This is a genomic window from Oligoflexus sp. (genome assembly GCF_035712445.1).
Classification (GTDB): Bacteria; Bdellovibrionota_B; Oligoflexia; order Oligoflexales; family Oligoflexaceae; genus Oligoflexus.
Window position 1 is genome coordinate 1 of sequence record NZ_DASTAT010000034.1, and the last position, 20,929, is coordinate 20,929.

A 20,929-nucleotide genomic window follows, 5' to 3' on the forward strand; every position below is an offset into this window, starting at 1 on the left:
TGGCGAAGAAAACAGTGGGGCTCGGTGATCTGGAGAACTGGACGCCTTCGCTCTTGGATGACACGCACTGCATGCGGGATCAGCTCACCCAGATCTGCGACAGTCAGCTGCGCGAAGGTCAGTCGATCAAACTCAAGATCGGAACGCTCCAGACTCTTATGCAGCTTGTCGATCAAACCCAGTCCTTTACCTTGATTCCCGGCCTGGCGCGCACGACCTTGAGTGCGGTGCAGCAGAAGGAGCAGATCAAGGACTTCAGTGAACCTATTCCCACGCGGAAGGTCAGTCTCGTCTATCACCGTTCTTTTTTGAAAAAGCCACTGATCGAGGCGCTCCTGAAGACGGTCCAAAGCCACCTGCCGCCGGGAGTTCTGACGCAAGCCCCGAATACCAAAGTCAAAGTTCTCGATCCCGGCCCCCAGCACTTCCTGCCCTCTCATAGTTAAAAACTATCAAACCATAGTATTTTGATATTTTTGAAAAATAAGGTTTGGGTCGATACTCCTTATGTGGCCAGAGAAGAGGTCACTGAGGAAAGGAACCCATCCATGCGAAGTTGGAACCAATACAAGACCACCTTTGGAAGTAGCGAGGCCTTTCATGAGGCCGCCCGCAGTGGCGATGTTCTGCAAATTGCGCGTCTGGCCGATCAAATGCGGGACATTGATGAAAAGAATGCCAAGGGCTATTCGGCGCTGATGCTGGCCGCTTACAATGGACAGCTTGAAGCCAGCCGCTATCTGATCTCGATCGGTGCTGACCTGAATTCCACCGATCCTGCCGGAAACAGCATACTCATGGGTGTGGCCTTCAAAGGACACAAGGACATTCTTGAACTTCTCCTGAAGTTTGGTGCCAATCCTCTCCATAAAAATCGCGCCGGGCAGGATGCTCTGCAATTCGCCCAAATGTTTGGACGCTTTGATTGCGCCGAGCTTTTGCAGAAGGGTGAACCCCAAGCCCCTTGGCTGCAGATGCTCATCGCCTGGTTCGGATATATCAACCCTTTTAAACGTGTAAGGAAAGCCGCATGAAAAAGCCCGTGTTAACAACTGCAGGTGGTCATCCCGTCAGCCAAAACCAGCATTCCCTGACCGCAGGAAGCCGTGGTCCTCTGCTCATGCAGGACATGCACCTCGTGGAGAAGCTTGCCCACTTCAATCGTGAGCGGATTCCAGAGCGGGTTGTGCATGCGAAAGGTTCCGGTGCTTACGGCACCTTCACGGTCACTCAGGATATCACCCGCTTCACACGGGCTTCGGTCTTTGCCGGCATTGGCAAGACAACGCCGACTTTCCTGCGTTTTTCGACCGTGGCGGGTGAACGCGGATCGGCGGACACCGAACGCGACCCACGCGGCTTTGCTTTGAAGTTTTATACTGACGAAGGCATCTGGGATATCGTCGGCAACAATACGCCCGTATTCTTTGAGCGCGACCCTTTGAAGTTCCCTGACTTCATTCACTCGCAAAAACGTGATCCGCGGACCGGCTACAAGAATCCGATCCGCATGTGGGACTATTGGTCCAGAGCCCCGGAAGCCATGCATCAGATCACGATACTTTTCAGTGATCGCGGCATTCCCGATGGCTATCGTTACATGAATGGTTACGGCAGCCATACCTTCAGTCTTTGGAATAACGGCGGTGAACGCTTCTGGGTGAAGTTCCATTTCAAATCCATGCAGGGGATCAAGAACCTGCCGCCGGAAAAAGCCGCCCAGCTTGCCGGATCGGATCCTGATTATGCCGGACGCGATCTGTTCGAAGCCATTGAAGCCGGTCAGTTTCCGCGCTGGAAAATGATGGTTCAGATCATGCCGGAGCTGGATGCCGAGCGCCAAAGCTTCAATCCTTTCGACCTGACCAAGGTGTGGCCGCATAACGAATATCCTTTGCAGGAAGTCGGGATTCTGGAGTTGAATCGCAACCCCGAGAATTATTTTGCCGAAGTGGAGCAGGCCGCATTTTCGCCCGCCAACGTTCCTCCTGGAATTGGCTATTCACCGGACAAGATGCTGCAGGCCCGACTCTTTGCTTATCCCGATGCCGCTCGCTATCGCATCGGTGTGAACTATCAGAGTCTGCCCGTGAACCGTCCTCTGAATCAGGTGACCGCGTATCACCGCGATGGCGGCATGCGCTTTGATAACAACGGTGGGCGCGTGGATAACTATGAACCGAATGGATTCAACGGACCGGCCCAGGATGAGTCGGTGACCGAACCACCGCTCAGAATTCGTGGTGATGCCTTCCGCTACGATGCGCACCGTGAGAACGATGACTTCACGCAGGCGGGCAACCTTTATCGGATTTTGACCGGGGAAGAGCGGGAGCGCCTGACCGATAACATCGCGGCGGCGATGCGGGGCGTGCCGGCCGAGATCCTGAGACCCAATATCGAACACTTCCTGCGCTGCGATCAGGACTACGGTCTGAAAATTGCGGCCAAGGTGGGAATCAAGTTGTAACGCGAGCTCCGAACATAAAAGACGCCAGGTGTTAAGCCTGGCGTCTCCTTGTTTTTTGAGCATGACGTTTCAGACAAGGGGCGAGAGCGGCCTCTTATTCGGAACGCTCAAGACTGCGTTTCCGTTCGTTGCGATAGCGCAGTTCCGGGGTCGGCCGGGCGCCTTCCACGAACTTCTGCGAACGCACGGAAATATAGGCATTGCCTGTTTCCAGGTAGCCGTTCAGCTGACTGAGTGTGTTGCGATCAAAGAACTTCAGAAGCGGCTGATCCACCAGATAAAAATGGGTCAGAGCGTCCGACACCAGCCCATCATAATGATCAGCATAGGTATCGAAGTCGGAGGGACGAGCCACACCGCGGCAGCCTTCTTTGCAGCAGGCCAGCGGAATTTCCTCATCCAGGTTCAAAAGACCATAATCGTCCGTGACCTCTTCACCGGGTGCGATATCACGCAGAGCGATTTCGAAACCATAGCCCGTTGTCACTGTGTTGGGATTACAGCAGTGATTCACATAGCGGCCATGGTCCCAGCTCAAAACGTAGTCGCCCTTGGGGTCGATATACGAATATTTTTCAATAATATCCGTATACGCGGGATTTTTGAGCAAGGCGGCATCGCGCTCCACGATGATCTCGAGCTGATCCCGCACATAAACCGCTGTGCCTTTGGGAATCAACTTGGTTGCAAAGACACCGTAACCGATCTCTTTGCTAACCCACTTTAACTTGGTGTCGGGGTGTATCATGTAGGCTCTCTCCCACGTTAAAAATGGTCATGGCTTAGGCTTTGCCGCCAAATGACTCGTATCGGGTACAATCGCTTCAAGATCGGGGAGGTGGAACGTTATACAGTGAAAGGCCCCCCCGTCCTTGATCAAGTCGTCTGCCTTCAGAAAAACCGGCTTGAGTCCGGCTTCCTGATATATCTTCTGAACCTCTTCCTCATAGGACGCGTAATACCGCTGATCCGGATAGGTGCCTCGACTGGGGTCGGGGTTCTTGTAACTTGGAATGATCACTGTATCGTTTACTATCACAGAATTCACATAAGTAAAGAAAATATCGTTGACCGGCAGCGGCATCGGTACCCGGATCACCCGAAAATTTTTGGCGAGCTCCTGGGCGATCCGATCCAATTCGACCTTGATCTTGGGAATCTTGACTTTGGCGTCGGAATCCACCTCGCTGAGAAGAGCCATGGCGCGATCCTCGATCTCGTTGACCAGGATCGTGTCCTTGTTGACGAATTTTAAAAACATGTCGACATGCGGATGTGGGATTTGGCTCACAATTTTTGTTCGGCGGCAGCCCAGAGCCAGTTCGAAAATATCCGCGACGTGATCGCTCAACGCAAAATCGGGATCCTTGGTACGATTCGACTCCGGATCATCCCACATCTCTTCCGAGACGACGCAGGTTTCACCGTTGGTCATGAAATTGCCGCCATCCATCACGATGGGCAGATGCTCGACGCTTGAGTTGATGGCCAGAGCGAACTGATGAATCGCGGCGTCGTCGTAGCTGTTGCCGTCGCGGTAAACAAAGTCGACGAAGCTTGGAGTCGGCGGAAGGAAGGGATAGATTCGGAGCACGGGGATGGGAAAATAATCCCGGAGCCAGGGGCTTTCATGTTCGAGCTGCACCCGGGTGATGAGTTTCATCTCATCCGCTTTGAAGGGCTTCTTTTTCGCAAAGAGTTCTTCGACCTGATCCTTGAAGGCCGCGGTCATGAAGATATAGACTTTCGCGTTGGCCTTCAGTATTTCCCGCACCAATTCAATGCCGGATTCCCGGAACAGAATCTGCTCGCTGATGGCGACACCAAACATAGGCTCGTATTCAGCCACCGGCCGTGGATGGATCGTTTTATCCATTTTGAAGGGGGAAATTTGGATCTTTTGCGGAGCCCAGTTCTGATAGCCCAGAACAGCAGCGATGGCGAGCAAGCAGGTTGCTGGCAGAAGCAGTTTCTTTTTCATCGTCAGTCGTCGGCGTCCATGAAAAGTCCCTAAAAGCAAAGGGGGCAACAAGAGATCATGTTGCCCGATTTCGTTTGAAATAGATACAGTTAATCAGCGGGGGAGGGGCTGGGATTTCACCTTCAGGATGATCCTTCGGGCTTCCTCAGCTCGACCTGGCAGATAAGGTTCGTCCAGGGGTTCGGTTTCGCCCAGGCCGATGGCCACGACACGGTTCGGATCAAGACCGAGTTCCTCGATCAGCACCTGCCGAACAGTCATGGCTCTTTGATAGGATTCCACCTGATTGCTCTGACTGTCACCCTTGGGATCGGTGTGACCTTCGACCAGGAGCAAGGGGGCATGCGCATCCATGAGAATCTGAGCCTGCTCGATGAGAAATTTTCGCCCCTCGGCAGAAAGTTCAAACGTCGTGGGAAAGTTTTTTGGATCTATGAAAAGTCGTTCATAAGTCAGAGTGCGATTGGGCAAAATGCGAAGGCTCTGACTGATTTTCAATTCCTGCGGCTCAGCCCGGTCTCCGACCATGAGTCCCGGTGCCTCGGGAAAATACAAACCCGAATCCTTGGATCCATCTTCCGTGACTTCCGCCAGGGTATAATGTTCGCGGACCTCGGTAGTTTTCAAAAGGGCCGTGGGAATTCCCTGCCGACTGGTCTGCAAAAGAGTGCCGGGCAGCAGTCCATCGCGCTGTCCCCCAGCCAAAAGTGCGATTAAACGACGTCCCTGCTTTTGAATTTTGACCACAGCAAGCCCGGCTGACGCCTCTTCCCCAGGGGAAAGCGCAGCTGGTTCAGGCTCACAGGAAGGAGCGGCCGGCCTGAGCTTCACGGCGCTGAGTTTCCTGTAGACAACTTCTCCATGACTATGGTTTGTAAGTGCAGCGAGAGACATGCACAAAGCCATTATGATCCAGTTTGTACGGACATTCTTAAGTGCTACCATGGCCACCACACAAGGCTACGGGTCCTTCTGTCTTCCAGGTAAGAAATCGGCACGACCCGTCAAAGCTTTAGACACCATCCTGCAAGTCTCTCAAATGACTGATGATTTTATTGAGAAAGCCAGGGGGCGGACATGAAAGAATTTCTGGATGTCCTGCTTGAAGAGATGGACAAAAAGCTTTCGGCCGATGATGCGGCCGTCTATTTGAATCGCCTCAGGAGCCTTGCCACCACGGCTCCACCCCGAAGGGCGATACCCAGTCGGGGTTCCGGATCTCCCATCCGCGCTGCCGCCGCAAAAACAGCTCCCGATTCCAGGTTCTTTCAAGCAAGACCGGATGTGGAGCTGTTCTTTTATGAGCTGAAAGAGGAGCGGGCCGAGCCGCGCTGGTTCCGTCTTGCGAAAGAGCTGGACCCGACCCGTGCGTTTGGACGTTGGGATCCCTTAAAAGGCGAGGCGCAGGTCCTCGAAACCATCGCCATGGGCGCGGATATCTATAGTTTGAATGTTCAGGATCATGATGAGGCCACGCTGCAGTACCTGGCGGAAGTCGGCGTGGATTACGGTGTGCCCGTGCTTCTGCGCTGCCATGCGGAAGACGATCTGGCCCGCGCGCTCTTTGTCGAGGCGGACACATGGATTGGACTCGAAGACGCCGTGGCGGTTCCCGAGCTTTTGGAACTGCCTATTTTTAAGGGTCGGAAGGTTCTGTTGCCCTATGGCAACTCTGAAGGAATGACCCATCATCAGCTGAAAGAATTGATTCTTCATTTTGAAATAGAAGAGGAGCCCTGACGATGACCGAGCAAAAAGGCAAAGATCTTTACAAGGAATCCGGTGTGGACGTGGCCAAAGGTGATGCCCTTGTGGATTGGCTGCAGAGTCGCAAAGCCGACCAGGTAAAAGGTGGTGAAGTCGTCTCGGGCATCGGCGGCTTCGCGGCGCTCTTCCGCCCCGATTTTTCCGGTATGGAAGATCCGCTTTTGGTGTCCGGTACCGATGGGGTCGGAACCAAGGTGCTGCTGGGTATTGAGCATGATCAGCTCGAAGGCCTTGGCGTGGACCTCGTCGCCATGTGCGTGAATGATCTTTATACCGTCGGTGGTCGTCCGCTCTTCTTCCTTGATTACTACGCGACCGGAATTCTGGATGAAAAACAATTCAAAGCCATTCTCTCCGGGATCAGAAAAGGCCTCGAACAGTCGAACGCGGCGCTCCTGGGTGGAGAAACTGCCGAGCTTCCCGGACTCTATGAAAAAGGGCATTTCGACCTTGCCGGCTTTGTGGTCGGTGTGGTGGATGGAAAGAAACGTCTGCGCCCCGAGCTGGTGCAGCGCGGAGATAAACTGATTGCTTTGAGCGCGAGCGGATTCCACAGTAACGGCTATTCGCTCGTCAGAAAGTGGCTTGCGGAAAAACCTGTGGATCAGGCCACGCTGAACCGCATTCTGGAACCCACAAAGATTTATTATGAAGTGCCGGAACTTTTGAAGCGTCTGGGTTGGGGGCCCTTGCATGGGCTCGCCAATATCACCGGCGGCGGCATTTCGGGCAACCTGCCACGCGTTCTGCCGGAAGGCTTGGATCCCGAGATTGATCCGAAGAAAATTCCAACGCCTGACTGGATGCGCGCATTCTACGAAAGTCATGGCGCGCGTTTTGAAGACGTGGAAGGCGTGTTCAATATGGGAGCCGGCATGATCGCAGTGGTGGCCGCAGACGCGGAAGCGACGTTCCACCAGATCTGCAAGGACCTTGGGCTCGGCAGCACGACCATCGGGCAGATGATCCCGGGCTCCGGCGAGTCGACCGTTCGTTATCTTTAAGAGGGGATTGATTTATGGATGACACAACAGCCATACCACTTCATGTTCTGAGCAGTTCACAGTTTGATCGCCCTTTTTTGGATCATATGTGCCAGCTGACCGATACCATCCGCCGCTTTGATAAGTCCAAGGAAGGCCTGATGTATCTGCAGGGGCTGCTGGCTCATCGTCGGGCCATGCTGTATTTTACGCAGCCGTCGACTCGGACCTTTCTCTCCTTTCAAACCGCCTGCCAGATCGTGGGCATGGGGACGAACGAGATTCGCGATTCCTCGACGAGTTCGGAGCGTAAAGGGGAAAGCATCGAGGATTCGCTGCGCACCTTTTCGAGTTACGTCGATGTCATCATCATGCGGACTCCGGAACCAGGACTCTGCGATCGCATTGCGAATCTTCTGAATGAAACCGAAAGGCCCATACCGATCGTTAATGCAGGATCGGGACCGGATGAGCATCCGACCCAGGCCTTGCTTGATATTTATACTTTGAACCGAAGCTTCGTGAAGCTTGGCGGAATTGATGGCAAGACCATCATGATGGTCGGCGATCTGAAGCGCGGCCGGACCATCCGTTCCTTGAGCGGACTTTTGAGCAACTACCGCGATGTGAAGATCCTCTTCGTTTCGCCTCCCGAATTCCGCATCAGTGATGACCTCAGGCAGAAGCTGAAGCAGAAGGGCCAGAAGTTCGAAGAGACCGATCAGTTCGAGGACGCTTTGCGCGTGGCGGATGCCGTTTACATGACCCGCGTGCAGGATGAATATGATACCGATGGCGAGTCGAAGAAGGTGGATTACCGCCGCTTCCATCTGAAGGCCGAGCACCTGCCTTTGATGAAAACCACATCGGTGATCATGCACCCACTGCCCCGTCGGCAGGAGCTTGATGTCGCGATTGATAACGATCCGCGCGCCAAGTACTGGCGTCAGGAAAGAAACGGCATGTGGACAAGGGTGGCGCTGCTGACTAAGATCTTCGGAGTGGATCGGAAAATCGTTCTGCCGGAGCTTTAATGCGTAAAGAAAGCCTGATCCTGGCCAGCATCTGCATGACCAGTACCGACAATAGGGAAAAGAATATCGAGGAAGCCCTGCACTGGGTGGCGAAGGCCGCCGCGCGTGGGGCGGACTGGGTGCTTTTGCCTGAAGTCTTTGCCTATCACGGAACCTATGACAGGATTCATGAGATGGGTGAGGTCGAGGGCGGATCCCTGAGTCAAAGGCTGGCGGCCGCGGCTCGTGAGCACAAAATCTGCCTTTTTGCCGGCAGTTTTGGCGAGCAGGCCGGGCCTGGTGAAATGGATGAGGCTGCGGAAAAGGGCCGGCTTGGACATCGGCGGGTTTATAACACCTCTTATGTCTTCGATCGTCAGGGCCAGCGCGTGGCCAAGTATAGGAAGACGCATCTTTTCAATCTCTATAGTCCCCAGGGCGAAGCGCTTTACTGTGAATCGGATGGGTTTTTGGCCGGTGATGAGCCGGTGACCTTCGATCTGGATGGTTTTCGCGTGGGGCTTGGGATCTGCTATGATCTGCGGTTCCCCTCTTACTTTGAACGACTGGCGAAAGATCAGCCGCTGGATATTATCGTCCTGCCTTCGGCTTTCACGCTGCATACGGGCATGGATCATTGGGAGCTTCTCCTGCGCGCCCGCGCGGTGGAGCAGCAGGCCTATATGTTCGCCTCGAATCAAACAGGTGAGCATGGCCGCGGGCGTTCGTCCTATGGGCATTCGATGATCGTCGATCCCTGGGGCTATGTCCTCGCGAATACCGGCAGCGTGCCTGGAATCGCCTTGGCGGAAGCGCATAAGGATCGCATTCAGGCCGTGCGCGCTCGACTTCCCGCTCTTCGCAATAGGCGCCCCGAGATCTATGAGTGACAAGCCCTTTGATTTTCGACTGATCAACGGACTGCAGGGTGATCCTGCGGTCTTTGTGCTTTTAAAGCGCATGGGCGAGGCGCTGCTTTTTGATTTGGGCAGCATTGATAACCTGGGTCATCGCGATATGCTGCGCGTGCGTCATGTTTTTGTTTCGCATGCGCATATGGATCATTTCGTGGGCTTTGATCGTCTTCTGCGGGTGAATGTCCCGCATCGGCGGCAGCTTTCCCTTTTTGGTCCTGAGGATTTCATTGAGCGCGTGCGGTGCAAGCTGAATTCCTATACCTGGAATTTGATTGATCCGGATCAGATTCGATTTTTAGTGCATGAGGTCCGCGGGGATGGATCGGTGTGGGCGGCGCTGCTCACGAATACCGATAAGTTCGCGGCACCGGCGGCGCGGACGGAAATCACGCATGATCATCTTGCGACTCTGCGGGATGGTTCGCAGGTAGCGGCGGCGCTTTTGGATCATAAGGGGATTCCTTCGGTTTCCTATAAGCTGGAGGCGCCGGCGATTTTGAAGGTGCGGACGGAGAAGCTGAAGTCACTGAACCTGAAGGCAGGGCCCTGGCTCGGGGAGCTTCAGCTGCGGGTGCGGACGGGGAAGGCGCACGGGACGCTGGATATTGAAGGGCGCGAGTATTCCATCGAGGATCTTTCCGCGGAGATGATCACGCAGCAGAAGGGGCGTTCGCTCGTTTACCTGACTGATCTATCGTTTTCTCCTGGGAATCTGGCGGCTCTGAAAAAAGCTTTCGGGCATGCCTCGGATGGAATATCCGAAAGCAGTTTTGCGGATGAGGATCGCTCGCGGGCCGTGGACAAGGCGCATCTGACAAGTCGACAAAGCGCTCTGATTGCCCGGAGTCTCGGCATTCAGCATTTTCATATCTTTCATGTCTCGGGAATCTATGGGCAAGGGCCACAGCAGGTGGCCGAGGAAGCCCGGAATTTCTTTCACAGTCTTCCAGGGCCTGGGCCTGAGCTCGATCGGGAAATCCAGATTGAGCTTGGGAAAGTCCAATCTTAACCTCCTGAATTTATTTTAAAATATCAGACTGCGGAGTTTATTCCCGTACGGGAATAGAATGGGCTGAGGTGTTGATTCGCTGGTATTTATTCCCGTACGGGAATACCCGCCTTGAATTCCCTGGCTAGCTCAAGTAATATTCCCGTACAGGAATATTTTGGAGCTTCTATGACCCAGACTGTCATCATAAGGTCTCTCCATGATTTAAGTCATGCCATACGCGAGCGACGCAAAGAACTGGGTCTTACACAGGCAGATGCAGCTGGTTTGGTGGGCGTTGGAGTGAGGTTTTTATCGGAGCTCGAAAGAGGAAAGACGACGCTTGAAGTTGGCAAGGTTTTACAGGTGCTTGAGGGATTCGGGTTCTCTCTGTCCATGAACCTTGAGAGAATCCCATGATAGACCAACGATCCATGCTGCATGTCTATTGGAAGAGAGAACTGGTCGGGAGGCTTTGGAGAACTGGCCGAAACCAAATTCACTTCTCTTATGACCCTTCCTGGGTTGACGCTAAAAAGCCCATGGTATCCTTTTCAATGCCTGTACGAGAAGAAGCGTACCAGGAGGAAGCTCAGTCCTTTTTTGGAAATCTTCTTCCTGAAGGGGATTTTCGCCGTAAGATCGAGCAAATCTTCAAAGTTTCACCCGACAATGATTTTTCTTTGATCAAGGAAATCGGAGGGGATTGTGCCGGCGCACTGAGCATCGGAAATCATGAGACCAATGATGAAGAAGCTTTCTATGAAGTTATTTCCGATGACATGCTAGCCAGGATTGTGAAGTCCGAAGGCGTTGCTGGTTTCGGGCAAGCCGGACAGTTCAATAGACTTTCCCTGGCTGGAGCACAAGGTAAATTGCCCGTGCGAGTACGTGGACAGCTTATTGAGATTCCTCATAATGGTGCTGCTTCCACACATATTTTGAAGTTTAATCATCAAACTGGTGAATATCCGGGCTTGGTTGAGAATGAATATTACCTGAACCGGGTGGCGCATCACTTGGGGCTGAAAGTCGTAAACTGCCATCTTATGGCAACCCCTCACGGGACAATTCTGGCCATTGAACGATACGATCGCACTCTTGATGAGTGGCCCGAACGATTCCACCAGGAAGACTTTTGCCAGGCACTCGGCTACTCCTATTCAAACAAATATGAAAAGGAGGGAGGACCTTCATTTTCTGAATGTGTGAAGCTCGTGCGAGTTCATCTCGGGATACTGGCTGTCAATAGCCTCATGGACTGGTATCTATTCAATCTGTTCATGGGCAACTCAGATGCACATGGAAAGAATATATCCATTCTTCATGGTCAGGAAAGTCGCAGCCTGGCTCCTTTCTATGATCTGATCTGTACGCGAGCTTACGAGCGCTTGGATAGAAAGTTGGCCATGGCATGTGGCCGGCAATTTGATCCCGATCTGATAGGTCCTGATGATTTAAAGGTTCTGGCTCAGGAAACGGGCGTCACGCTTCGCTTTTTGAGAAATCGGATGCAGCGAATCTGGGAAAATATTAGTACCGCCATGGATCAGGCTAAACGCGATTTAGAAGGTCAAGGCTTCGATGGCAAGCTTATTCAGCAGGTTGAGCAAACTCTTCCAAAAATTCAGAGAGGACTTGCAAAGCGTCTGGAGCTTTAGGGGAAGAAAACAAAGGCGGCTTGGGCCGCCTTTAGGATCATTCAGTGCAGATTGCTTTTGTTTTTCCGAGCCGCGCCAGCGGTGGGCGCGCTGCGGCTGGTTTCTGTTTCCTGTGCATTTTCATGCAGGAGTTCTTGGAAGGGAACCTGCATTTCCTGAGCGGCCTCGTCGAGGGCGCCGCGTTCTTCGAGATATTCACGCAGGCGGCCGAGGGCGATTTTGAATGTTTGCTGGCGGGCGAGCATGGTGTTCACTTCCTGGCGAAGCTTCACGACTTCCAGTCCAAGATCACGGAGATGACTTTCCATCTGCTCCATGCGCTGATTGCCGTCAGCTGCGGGCCCCTCTGTGGTTCCTTCCTGCTCGACCGATTTGCTGAAAAGTTTGAGCACCATAATCCCTCCTTGGGGCGTAAAAGGCTTGCCTGCCTTGCTAGATGTCTTGCCTGCCTGCCCCTTCGGGGCTGACGGTGGGGGAGCTGGACTCCCGGGGGATCAACCCGACTTCGCACGCTTTTCAAGATTGTACTTTTGGACTTTGGTGATCAGGCCCGCGCGGCTGATCCCGAGTTCCTTCGCCAGCTTGGACTTGTTCCAGCCGGTGCGTTCAAGGCCTTCCAGGATCATCTGCTTTTCCATGACTTCCAGGGAATCCTTCAGGTTGCCGTTGACGCGCAGACCCGGGAATTTTTTCTTGGTGCTTTCTTTGATACGCTGCGACAGCTGCTCGGAATTGATTTCCTTCTGATCGCCAGCCAGAACGCAAAGACGTTCGATTTCGTTCTCCAGCTCACGGACGTTACCGGGCCAGTCGTGATCCATCAGGCGCTCCAGGCACTCCTGCTTGACCAGTTTCTTCGGCGTGTTGGTGCCTTTCGAGAATTTGGTCAGGAAGTGATCGGCGAGCAGGACGATATCGTCTTTGCGGTCACGCAGCGGGGGAACCACCACGTTGATCACGTTCAAACGATAGTAAAGATCTTCGCGGAACTCGCCGTGCTTGACCATCTCGATCAGGTTGCGGTTGGTCGCGGCCAGGACGCGGACGTTACTGCGTTTCACTTCAGTCGAGCCGACCGGAGTGAAGGTGCCTTCCTGCAGAACGCGGAGCAGCTTGACTTGCATCTGCATCGAGGTATCACCGATCTCATCGAGGAAGAGCGTGCCGCCGTCGGCCGCTTCGAAAAGACCCTTTTTATCCTTCACAGCGCCGGTGAAGGCGCCCTTCATGTGGCCGAAGAGCTCGGATTCCAGAAGGTTTTCGTTGAAGGCGCCGCAGTTCACCACCAAAAAGCGCTTGTTTTTACGCTTGGAGTTATAGTGAAGGGCCTTGGCGATCAGTTCCTTACCAGTACCGTTCTCACCCTGGATCAAAACCGTGGTTTCTGAATCGCAGACGCGCTCCAAAAGGCGATAGAGTTCCTGCATGGCCATCGACTTGCCGATCATGCGATCGAAGCCATAGCGCTGGCCAAGTTCCTTGGACAGTTCGCTGACCTTGCTCTTCTCATCATCCAGGTAACGGTGCATGACCAGAATCTCATCCACGACGAGGTTGATCAGCTCGGTCAGATAATGAAGTTCTTTGGTCGAAAGAACCGGCAGTTCGTCGACCTTGGTCAGAAGATCCTTGCGATCGGGGAAGTCGCGTTCCAGATAGTTGCTGATCTGGACCTTCTGCTGGGCGGCGGTATCTTCGCAGATGAAGCCATCGCCGAACACGGTTCCCAGGAATTCGCCTTTGACGTTAATAGGCACCGAAATCACCGAAAAGCCGGTGGGATCGAGCGAAATCCTCGATTTTTTGCCGTGCATCGACTCAACCGTCGTTTTCCTGGCTGTTTCCAGGCGCTTGGAGAAGCCTTTGCTATCCGCGACGATCGCCTGACAGATGGGATTCAGCGGGTTGAAGAACTTGCCTTCCGGCACCCCACGCAGGAAACCCTTCTTATCCGTGAAGTTGATTTGCACGCGCCACCATTTGCCGACGATTTCCTTCAGCTTTCTGATGACGTGCATCTTGTCAAAGTCTTCCCAACGGACAGATTCCTGGCTCATATGCAAAGCTCCCGAATTTGTACTGATTGTGCGGTGTCCATGGACTTCGCAATCAAAAATACTTATCGGCTGGAGCGGCCAAAAACTTTACATCGTTTCCGTTTGGGATTTTCGGGGGTTGGCAAAAAGTGCCGGAAGGCTGGGCAGGGACTGCCCAGCGGCTGTTCAACCGTGGTGTCTGACAGTGAAGTTGCCCTGGCGGGAAAAGGTAAAGATCTTCGCATCGTTGGTTTTGTTCACCGGGTTTTTAAAGGCGAACTGTGTATAATTACCGTCAATGTAAAAAATCTGGACCTCTTCCACGAATTTTTTGACGTCCGAGACTTTGACAAAGATCGAATCCACATCCGTGGTGCCAGCCTGCTGAGGCACCAGCACCGCCTGCGTGCGGCCACCCTGCGATTTGATTTCCTTGACCTTGTAACGACTCAGAAGAGCGCGCGGATCGAGGACGAGGTTCACGACTTCGTGCAGCTCGCGGGCAAGGCTGGCGTTGGTATTGTAGTGATTCACCAGCCGATCCTTCTCCCGATAATGAGTCAGCTTCTCGCCATTGAAATAGTATTCCTCCAGACCGGCCTTGCCATCGGTGAAGTTCCAGCGAAACATGCCGGGCTTTGAGAAGTAGGCATTGCCGCTGCGGATCGTCGAGCGATCGCGAAGCTTTTTATAGGTCGTCTGGGAGAAGTCCACAGCGAGATGATCAACGCTGGAAAAAATCTCTGCATATTTATCCTGAAGCTTCGGCTCGGCCGCCTGTGCCAGCGGAAGGATCGTCAGACTGAGGGCCATGGCAAACGCATATCGAATCACAAAACCTCCTTTGGAGCATAGGCTTTTACACGCTGTAAAAGTCCCAGCAAAGCCACATGGCAGCTGGCGGCGCGGATTTCTTCCCGCGAGCCTGACAGCTGAGTGGACTGAAACGTTGTGCCCTGGGGTGTGGACCAGCCAAAGCAAACAAGCCCCACCGGTTTTTCCGGGGTGCCGCCGCCCGGTCCGGCCACGCCGGTCACCGAACAACTGAAATGAGTTTGAAAGAGACGCTGAACACCTGAGGCCATGCTCATGGCCACTTCCTTCGAAACGGCACCATACTTCTTCAGTTCCTCCTCGGGGACGCCCAGAACACGGGACTTGATGCTGTTCGCATAGGCATTCACGCCACCCAGAAAAAATCCCGAACTCCCGGGCCTGTGGGTGAGCAAGGCGGACAGCAGTCCTCCCGTACAGCTTTCAGCAGTGGCAATGAGGAACTGATGAGACAGCGCAAGGTCCTGCAGCTCCTGCAGAGGTTCCTGGAAAATCACATCATCGATGGCAAACACTTATGTACTCTCTCTTTTAACTGGCCGGGATTGCCAGACACAGGTATATTCGCACTTTATTCTATATAAGACCGTAAAAAAGTGTAGCGGTAGGGTCACCGGGAAAATATGAATTTTTGACTTGGAGGTCACGCGGTCATGAGCCACGCTTGGTTGCAGCATTATCCCGAAATCGTCAAACCGACGATCGAATTGTCCGAGGGGACTCATATCGCCTCCCTGATTGAGGATACCTGTCAGAAATACGGCTCAAAAGTTGCCCTGACCTGCATGGGAGCGGACCTTACCTTTCGGCAATTCGATCGGCTGGCGAATGATTTCGCATCATACCTGCAAAACGAAGTGGGTCTTCGCAAAGGCGACCGCTTTGCGATCATGCTGCCGAACGTGATCCAGTTTCCTATCGCGCTTTATGCGGCCACCAAAATCGGTGTGATCTGCGTGAACACGAACCCGCTTTATACTTCGCGTGAAATGAAGCACCAGTTCCATGACTCGGGTGCCGTGGCGCTGATCATCCTCGATATGTTCCTCGACAAGCTCGAAGAGATCATCAAGGAAACCGATATCAAAACCGTAGTCGTGACCAGCATCGGCGACCAACTGCCGGCCTGGAAAGGCGCTTTGGTCAATACGGTTCTGAAGGTGAAAGGTCAGATCCCGAAACATAGTCTTTCCGTTGTGCCCTTCAAGGACGCGCTGCGGAAGGGAGCCTCCAAACCCTATACCAAGCCCCAGATCAAACTTGAGGATATTGCGATCCTTCAGTATACAGGTGGCACGACCGGTCTTTCCAAAGGCGCGATGCTGACTCATAAGAACGTCGTCGCCAACATGATGCAAATTCAGGAATGGTCGAAGCCTTACGTGGCCAAAGGCGATGAAACCATTCTCACCGCCTTGCCGCTCTATCACATCTTCGCTCTGACCGTAAACTTCCTGACGTTTCTGAACTTGGGCGGACGCATGATCCTTCTGCCCAAGCCCGTGCCGATCGAAAACACGGCGAAGATTTTTGCCAAGTATAAGATCTCGGTGATGACGGGTGTGAACACGCTTTACAATGCGCTGAATAACAATAGCCTTTTCCGCGAGCTTGCCCCGAAGAATATCAAGGTCGCCCTTGCCGGTGGGACCGCTCTGCAATCGGCTGTGGCTTCGGAATTCCAACGCATCACCGGAACCCGCGTTCTGGAAGGTTTTGGACTCACGGAGGCTTCGCCTGTTACGCACTGCAACCCGCTGCATATTGAATGCCCGCCGAATTCCATCGGTCTGCCCCTGCCTTCGACCGAGGCAAGGATCGTGGATGAAGACGGACGCGATGTTCCACTGGGAGAACCGGGTGAACTGATCGTCAAAGGACCCCAGGTGATGCTCGGCTACTGGCAGCGTCCCGAGGAAACGGCGAACTCCATTCGGAACGGCTGGCTGTATACGGGCGATGTGGCGAAGATGGATGAAAACGGCTTTTTCTTCATCGTCGATCGCAAGAAGGATATGGTCCTGGTTTCGGGATTCAACGTTTACCCGAACGAGGTCGAGGAAGTCCTCGCCTCGCATCCAAAAGTGCTGGAAGCCGCCGTGATCGGTGTGCCGGATGATACTTCGGGTGAGGCGGTGAAGGCATTCGTCGTGAAGAAGGACGAGTCACTCACCGAAGATGACCTGCGCGAATGGTGTGAAAAGAACCTGACCGGCTACAAGCGGCCGAAGTTCTATTCCTTTGAGAAGGAACTGCCGAAGACGAACGTCGGCAAGATCCTTCGCCGTAAACTCAGGACGGGGTCCTGATCCACTGTGGATGCTGTCGGACCTGACCCAAAAACCATGGGATCAGGCCGGCATCCAAATTCTCCGGATACGGTCGATCACTTCTTTCCCAGCGGCCGAACCAGTTTTGATCCAAAAGTTCCCTTTGAAAGGAATTGATCTGCGCCATGCGTGGTGTCAGAGCGATGGTGGTATCGGATTTCGCGGCCGAGGGACGACCCTTGGCCAGCGTGAAGCCTGCAGCCAGCAGTGAAGCCCTGACCGGAGTCGACGCGGAATAGGTGAAGATCTCCGCCGCCTGCTCATGGCAAAGACCATAAAGCTTCTGGAAGGCTTCCAAAGACCACATGGGGCCGTTGGTCTTGGCTGAAAAAGGATCGTAGAACACGATGTGCGGTGCCGGGGCCTGGGGCATCTGCTCCAGGGCCTCACCTTCCCAAAGTTTCCAGACAAGGCGGCCATCGGCGCTGCTCCACTCGCCTTTGCGCAGGATATGAGTGGGGCCGCTGTGCCAGAGATGTTTGAATTTCAAAAGATGATCCATCGCCAGACGCAGGGAATCCAGATCATTTTCGTAGCTGTGAATATGCAGGGGTTTTAAGCCGGTGTGACCATCGGCCAGAAGACCTTCATAGACGCGAATCGCAGCCATTGCATTATGCGCGGCGCCCAGGCCCACATCCCAAAGAACGAGAGGCGCATCACCGCCTTCCCGCAGGCGATGACTCAGGTGCGATTGCTCGGCATAGAGCAGACGCGCTTCCTCATCAGGATGCACGAAGGAATGCATGACCTCGCCGCTGGAGCACTGACCGATGCTGAAGAAACCCTGAGTGGATTCGATCAGCTGATAATCCCCGCGCTGACGCGCCGCTTCTCGAGGTTTGCGCTTGGGTTTGGTCGGCTTGGCCGGGAAATCACGATCGCGCGTGACGAGGACTTCCCTTTGCTCGCGATAGAACGCGGCGAAGGTATCGTTGATAATGTGCTCGCGCATGCGGCGCATCAGGTCCTGATAGAAATGAAGATTATGAATGGAAAGCAGCTGGGAGCCGAGCCCCTCGCTGGCTTTGCAGAGGTGATGAATATAAGCCCGCGAATAGCGCTGACAGGTATAGCAGCTGCAGTTCGGATCGACTTTCTCTTCCCCGAATTTATAAACGCCGCGTTCAAGCCGCAGCTGGCCTTCTGTGGTATAGGCCACGCTTTGCTGGGCATGGGCGGTGGGAATGATGCAATCAAACATATCCACACCACGATGCACAGCTTCCAAAAGGTCGATCGGCGTGCCGACGCCCATCAGATAACGCGGCAGGTGTTCGGGCAGAAGATTCGCGGTGAGTTCACAGAAGTCCTCGCGCTCGGCTTTGGTTTCACCGACGGCGAGACCGCCGATGGCAAAACCATCGAAGGGCATTTCAGAGAGCGTGGCCGCACTCTGGCGACGAAGGTCCTCATAGCACGCGCCCTGCACAATCCCAAAGAGCGACTGCGGGGAATCCTCGCGCGCGATCAGACTCCTTCTGGCCCAGCGGTGGGTGAGTTCCATGGCGGCTTTCGCAACGGAATAATCCGAAGTCGAGGGTACGCATTGATCGAGCACCATCATGATATCGCTGCCGATCGAGCGCTGCATTCCAATGCTGCGTTCCGGGGTCAGAAGATGTTCGGTGCCATCGACGTAACTGCGAAAGCGAGCCCCGTCTTCACCCATCGTGCGGGAATTCGGCAGCGAGAAGATCTGAAAGCCACCCGAGTCAGTGAGAAAGGATTTTTCCCAGCTCGTGAACTTATGAATGCCGCCCATGCGTTCAAACACAGCCGCGCCTGGCCGCAGCATCAGGTGATAGGTATTCGCAAGCAGGATGTTCGCACCCGTGGCTGCGAGTTCTTCAGGCTTCACGCCTTTGACTGTGGCTTGGGTACCGACAGGCATAAAGATGGGCGTTTCGACTTCACTATGCAAAGTGCGGAAGCGACAGGCGCGGGCCCGTGAACCAGAGGCTTTGGCTTCAACGCGGAAATTCAAACGAGTCATGGGGCTGACCTATAAATGTTGACTTGGGCAAGTGCCGGGACCCTGGGTTATACCCAATGGCGCAGAGCGGGGCAATGCTTTTAGCTGCGGTCATATGACTTAGTTGATCTGGATGACGAGTTCCATGGGTTTGCGATTCCGAATGTAGCTGAATGTCGCAGTGTTGGCGGCTTTCAGCTGACTCAGCGCCTTGATGGCCAAGGCGGCATCGTTGATGGGCTGCTCATTGATGTGGGTGATGATGTCGCCGTTTTTCAGGCCGGCGATATCGAAGATGCTGCCCTGGTCGATTTCCAGCAGCTGAAAGCCGGTCAGACGTCCGTTTTCCACATGAGGAACGGCGGCGGCCTGCATGAGGATCTTGTTCAGGTTTTCCCCGACCAGATTGTCCTTGAGGCTGCGCGTGACCTTCAGGGTATTGCCCTGGCGCTCGATGCCTTCCGCATGCACGAGGTTTTCAGCAAGGCTCGATTGAGGGGAGACTTTGACCTCGGTCGGTGCTTCATCGCCGACGCTCAGCTCATAGAATTTGCTGTTATAGGAAAAGGTCACGGTTTTGCGGAAGATTTTTTCAATGCGGCAGCCGGCGACGATGTCCTGGCCTTCCCGGAACGCGGCCACGCGGCCACTGGTCTTTTGTTTGATCAGGGCCACACCCTTCTGATTCTGGCTGCTGGCTATGACGCCAAGGACGTTGTAATCAAAGGGGTTTCCCTGGGCAAGGGAGGCCCCGAATAGAAATGAAAGGAAAATCACGAGTCCGGCGAAGTTCTTCATGGCCACAACCTTTCCAGTATCCGAGCAACAGGGGAACCACACAGAAGACCACTCTTAAAGACTATCGGAGCAAGGCCTGTGCCGATTCAAGGAAGCCACGCTTTGACGGGCAAGCCGTTGAAATATGAGGGGAATGGTTGGGTAAGATTCCCGGCTTACTGTCAGCGGCGATGACAGAGATCGTCAATCTCATGGTACCGCTGAAGGTAAGGGGGCGGTAGCCCGCCCCCGTTTTTTTAGCCGCGGAGCAGTTGCAGCACGAGTTCTGGTTCGGAGTTGGCATGAGCCAAAACCGAGGCGCCGGCCTGTTCCAGAATCTTGTTCTGGGTGAAGCGGGCCGTTTCCGCCGCGAAGTCCACATCACGGATCCGGCTGTTGGCGGCGTTCAGGTTTTCGTTCGTCACGTCGATGTTCGAGATCGCAGTGTTCAAACGGGATTGAACCGAACCGAGGGAGGCGCGGTAACCGGCCACTTCATTGATCGCGGTATCGATCACATTGAAGAGGGCATCGGTTCCATCCGGACTCAGATCGGCAGCGCCGCCGTCGGGATCATCAGGAACGACTTTGAGTCCGCCGTTCACCACTTTATCCAGGGCCTCGTTCAGAACGCTCAGCTCTTCGAGGTTGATCGTCACGATATCCGGATCGGTTTCAGGATCAATATCAGGAGCCGATCCATCGACATCCGCGCGGTTCGAGGAACCGACGAAGATGCGCATGGCGGTGTTGTCCCCAGCTTCCAAAACCTTCCGCCCGTTGAACTCGGTCGTCTTCATGATACGGCCGACTTCATCGCGCAGCTGCTGGAATTCGCGGTCAAGGAATTCCCGTTCGCGGTTACCGATGGTGTCCGAAGCCGCCTGCGAACCGAGCTGGCGCATACGGAGCATGACGTTGGTCATTTCATTCAGACCGCCTTCGGCCACCTGAATGTAACTGATACCGTCGTTGGCGTTACGTTTGGCAACATCCATGCTGGCGATACGGGAACGAATCCGCTCGGAAACGGCAAGGCCGGCGGCGTCATCCGCCGACTTGTTGATCCTCTGACCCGAGGACAGGCGTTCGATCGACGAAGCGACTTCCTTGCGTGAGTCGGAAAGTTTCTTCTGCGCGATCAAGGATTCCACGTTGGTTTTGACTCGAATACCCATAACAAAAACCTCCTTGTTA

The 20,929-nt window shown here is 54.1% G+C and carries 21 protein-coding genes; 11 read left to right on the forward strand and 10 right to left on the reverse strand.

The genetic code is table 11. The annotated features are described in order from the left end of the window. The 3 genes from VFO10_RS07080 to VFO10_RS07090 all read left to right on the forward strand — a co-directional run. The coding region (locus VFO10_RS07080; RefSeq protein ID WP_325138477.1) for a LysR substrate-binding domain-containing protein at window positions 1–446 on the forward strand (446 nt) is incomplete at its 5' end. 102 nt (window positions 447–548) lie between these two features. After that, window positions 549–1,034: an ankyrin repeat domain-containing protein gene (locus tag VFO10_RS07085; protein ID WP_325138479.1), complete on the forward strand. Its 486-nt coding sequence runs from the start codon at window positions 549–551 to the stop codon at window positions 1,032–1,034. Then, a complete protein-coding gene (locus VFO10_RS07090) occupies window positions 1,031–2,470 on the forward strand; it encodes a catalase (RefSeq protein WP_325138481.1) in 1,440 nt (479 codons plus the stop codon). The genes VFO10_RS07085 and VFO10_RS07090 overlap by 4 nt, the downstream gene beginning before the upstream one ends. Window positions 2,471–2,564: 94 nt before the next feature. Here VFO10_RS07090 and VFO10_RS07095 read toward each other — a convergent pair whose 3' ends face one another. The 3 genes from VFO10_RS07095 to VFO10_RS07105 all read right to left on the reverse strand — a co-directional run bounded on the left by VFO10_RS07095 (window position 2,565) and on the right by VFO10_RS07105 (window position 5,282). Further along, window positions 2,565–3,218 (reverse strand): SET domain-containing protein, encoded by a 654-nt coding sequence (locus tag VFO10_RS07095; protein ID WP_325138483.1) that lies wholly within the window; start codon window positions 3,216–3,218, stop codon window positions 2,565–2,567. Window positions 3,219–3,245: 27 nt separating this feature from the next. Continuing rightward, complete coding sequence (locus tag VFO10_RS07100; RefSeq protein WP_325138485.1) at window positions 3,246–4,451, reverse strand: agmatine deiminase family protein; 1,206 nt, start codon at window positions 4,449–4,451, stop codon at window positions 3,246–3,248. Window positions 4,452–4,544: 93 nt separating this feature from the next. Further along, a complete protein-coding gene (locus VFO10_RS07105; protein WP_325138487.1) occupies window positions 4,545–5,282 on the reverse strand; it encodes an OmpA family protein in 738 nt (245 codons plus the stop codon). A gap of 246 nt (window positions 5,283–5,528) precedes the next feature. Between VFO10_RS07105 and VFO10_RS07110 the strand changes: the two genes are divergently transcribed. The 7 genes from VFO10_RS07110 (at window position 5,529) to VFO10_RS07135 (ending at window position 11,780) form a co-directional block, all read left to right on the forward strand. Continuing rightward, entirely contained in the window at window positions 5,529–6,191 is a 663-nt protein-coding gene (locus VFO10_RS07110; RefSeq protein ID WP_325138489.1) for a hypothetical protein, read from the forward strand. 2 nt (window positions 6,192–6,193) lie between these two features. Beyond that, the gene (gene purM, locus VFO10_RS07115) at window positions 6,194–7,222 is read left to right on the forward strand and encodes a phosphoribosylformylglycinamidine cyclo-ligase (protein ID WP_325138491.1); all 1,029 of its coding nucleotides are present in this window, start codon (window positions 6,194–6,196) and stop codon (window positions 7,220–7,222) included. A 14-nt stretch (window positions 7,223–7,236) separates the two neighbouring features. After that, window positions 7,237–8,235, forward strand: coding sequence for an aspartate carbamoyltransferase (gene pyrB / locus VFO10_RS07120; protein ID WP_325138493.1), 999 nt, complete (start codon window positions 7,237–7,239; stop codon window positions 8,233–8,235). Continuing rightward, window positions 8,235–9,104 (forward strand): carbon-nitrogen hydrolase family protein, encoded by an 870-nt coding sequence (locus VFO10_RS07125; RefSeq protein WP_325138495.1) that lies wholly within the window; start codon window positions 8,235–8,237, stop codon window positions 9,102–9,104. Before pyrB ends, VFO10_RS07125 begins: the two co-directional genes overlap by 1 nt. Beyond that, the gene (locus tag VFO10_RS07130; protein WP_325138497.1) at window positions 9,097–10,140 is read left to right on the forward strand and encodes a hypothetical protein; all 1,044 of its coding nucleotides are present in this window, start codon (window positions 9,097–9,099) and stop codon (window positions 10,138–10,140) included. The genes VFO10_RS07125 and VFO10_RS07130 overlap by 8 nt, the downstream gene beginning before the upstream one ends. A gap of 168 nt (window positions 10,141–10,308) precedes the next feature. After that, entirely contained in the window at window positions 10,309–10,539 is a 231-nt protein-coding gene (locus VFO10_RS31305) for a helix-turn-helix transcriptional regulator (RefSeq protein WP_349259350.1), read from the forward strand. After that, window positions 10,536–11,780: a type II toxin-antitoxin system HipA family toxin gene (locus VFO10_RS07135; protein WP_325138500.1), complete on the forward strand. Its 1,245-nt coding sequence runs from the start codon at window positions 10,536–10,538 to the stop codon at window positions 11,778–11,780. Before VFO10_RS31305 ends, VFO10_RS07135 begins: the two co-directional genes overlap by 4 nt. A gap of 41 nt (window positions 11,781–11,821) precedes the next feature. Here VFO10_RS07135 and VFO10_RS07140 read toward each other — a convergent pair whose 3' ends face one another. The 4 genes from VFO10_RS07140 to VFO10_RS07155 form a co-directional block, all read right to left on the reverse strand. Next, a complete protein-coding gene (locus VFO10_RS07140; RefSeq protein ID WP_325138501.1) occupies window positions 11,822–12,175 on the reverse strand; it encodes a hypothetical protein in 354 nt (117 codons plus the stop codon). 99 nt (window positions 12,176–12,274) lie between these two features. Then, complete coding sequence (locus tag VFO10_RS07145; RefSeq protein WP_325138503.1) at window positions 12,275–13,837, reverse strand: sigma 54-interacting transcriptional regulator; 1,563 nt, start codon at window positions 13,835–13,837, stop codon at window positions 12,275–12,277. Between the two features lie 165 nt (window positions 13,838–14,002). Beyond that, entirely contained in the window at window positions 14,003–14,650 is a 648-nt protein-coding gene (locus tag VFO10_RS07150) for an outer membrane lipoprotein carrier protein LolA (RefSeq protein WP_325138505.1), read from the reverse strand. Further along, complete coding sequence (locus tag VFO10_RS07155) at window positions 14,647–15,165, reverse strand: CinA family protein (RefSeq protein ID WP_325138507.1); 519 nt, start codon at window positions 15,163–15,165, stop codon at window positions 14,647–14,649. Before VFO10_RS07155 ends, VFO10_RS07150 begins: the two co-directional genes overlap by 4 nt. A gap of 138 nt (window positions 15,166–15,303) precedes the next feature. On the opposite strand from VFO10_RS07155, the gene VFO10_RS07160 reads away from it, so the two are divergent. After that, window positions 15,304–16,959, forward strand: coding sequence for an AMP-binding protein (locus VFO10_RS07160; protein WP_325138509.1), 1,656 nt, complete (start codon window positions 15,304–15,306; stop codon window positions 16,957–16,959). Here the strand turns inward: VFO10_RS07160 and tgt are convergent. The 3 genes from tgt to VFO10_RS07175 all read right to left on the reverse strand — a co-directional run bounded on the left by tgt (window position 16,943) and on the right by VFO10_RS07175 (window position 20,910). Next, the gene (gene tgt / locus VFO10_RS07165) at window positions 16,943–18,976 is read right to left on the reverse strand and encodes a tRNA guanosine(34) transglycosylase Tgt (RefSeq protein WP_325138511.1); all 2,034 of its coding nucleotides are present in this window, start codon (window positions 18,974–18,976) and stop codon (window positions 16,943–16,945) included. The genes VFO10_RS07160 and tgt overlap by 17 nt on opposite strands. A gap of 99 nt (window positions 18,977–19,075) precedes the next feature. After that, window positions 19,076–19,753: a PDZ domain-containing protein gene (locus tag VFO10_RS07170; RefSeq protein ID WP_325138514.1), complete on the reverse strand. Its 678-nt coding sequence runs from the start codon at window positions 19,751–19,753 to the stop codon at window positions 19,076–19,078. A 236-nt stretch (window positions 19,754–19,989) separates the two neighbouring features. After that, complete coding sequence (locus VFO10_RS07175; RefSeq protein ID WP_325138516.1) at window positions 19,990–20,910, reverse strand: flagellin; 921 nt, start codon at window positions 20,908–20,910, stop codon at window positions 19,990–19,992. Between the last annotated feature and the right edge of the window lie 19 nt (window positions 20,911–20,929).

Excerpts from the sequence above, each read along its gene's own strand:
- VFO10_RS07085 (WP_325138479.1), top strand. The coding sequence starts at position 549 with ATGCGAAGTTGGAACCAATACAAGACCACCTTTGGAAGTAGCGAGGCC.
- VFO10_RS07090 (WP_325138481.1), top strand. The coding sequence starts at position 1,031 with ATGAAAAAGCCCGTGTTAACAACTGCAGGTGGTCATCCCGTCAGCCAA.
- VFO10_RS07095 (WP_325138483.1), bottom strand. The coding sequence starts at position 3,218 with ATGATACACCCCGACACCAAGTTAAAGTGGGTTAGCAAAGAGATCGGT.
- VFO10_RS07100 (WP_325138485.1), bottom strand. The coding sequence starts at position 4,451 with ATGAAAAAGAAACTGCTTCTGCCAGCAACCTGCTTGCTCGCCATCGCT.
- VFO10_RS07110 (WP_325138489.1), top strand. The coding sequence starts at position 5,529 with ATGAAAGAATTTCTGGATGTCCTGCTTGAAGAGATGGACAAAAAGCTT.
- purM (WP_325138491.1), top strand. The coding sequence starts at position 6,194 with ATGACCGAGCAAAAAGGCAAAGATCTTTACAAGGAATCCGGTGTGGAC.
- pyrB (WP_325138493.1), top strand. The coding sequence starts at position 7,237 with ATGGATGACACAACAGCCATACCACTTCATGTTCTGAGCAGTTCACAG.
- VFO10_RS07125 (WP_325138495.1), top strand. The coding sequence starts at position 8,235 with ATGCGTAAAGAAAGCCTGATCCTGGCCAGCATCTGCATGACCAGTACC.
- VFO10_RS07130 (WP_325138497.1), top strand. The coding sequence starts at position 9,097 with ATGAGTGACAAGCCCTTTGATTTTCGACTGATCAACGGACTGCAGGGT.
- VFO10_RS31305 (WP_349259350.1), top strand. The coding sequence starts at position 10,309 with ATGACCCAGACTGTCATCATAAGGTCTCTCCATGATTTAAGTCATGCC.
- VFO10_RS07135 (WP_325138500.1), top strand. The coding sequence starts at position 10,536 with ATGATAGACCAACGATCCATGCTGCATGTCTATTGGAAGAGAGAACTG.
- VFO10_RS07140 (WP_325138501.1), bottom strand. The coding sequence starts at position 12,175 with ATGGTGCTCAAACTTTTCAGCAAATCGGTCGAGCAGGAAGGAACCACA.
- VFO10_RS07145 (WP_325138503.1), bottom strand. The coding sequence starts at position 13,837 with ATGAGCCAGGAATCTGTCCGTTGGGAAGACTTTGACAAGATGCACGTC.
- VFO10_RS07160 (WP_325138509.1), top strand. The coding sequence starts at position 15,304 with ATGAGCCACGCTTGGTTGCAGCATTATCCCGAAATCGTCAAACCGACG.
- tgt (WP_325138511.1), bottom strand. The coding sequence starts at position 18,976 with ATGACTCGTTTGAATTTCCGCGTTGAAGCCAAAGCCTCTGGTTCACGG.
- VFO10_RS07170 (WP_325138514.1), bottom strand. The coding sequence starts at position 19,753 with ATGAAGAACTTCGCCGGACTCGTGATTTTCCTTTCATTTCTATTCGGG.
- VFO10_RS07175 (WP_325138516.1), bottom strand. The coding sequence starts at position 20,910 with ATGGGTATTCGAGTCAAAACCAACGTGGAATCCTTGATCGCGCAGAAG.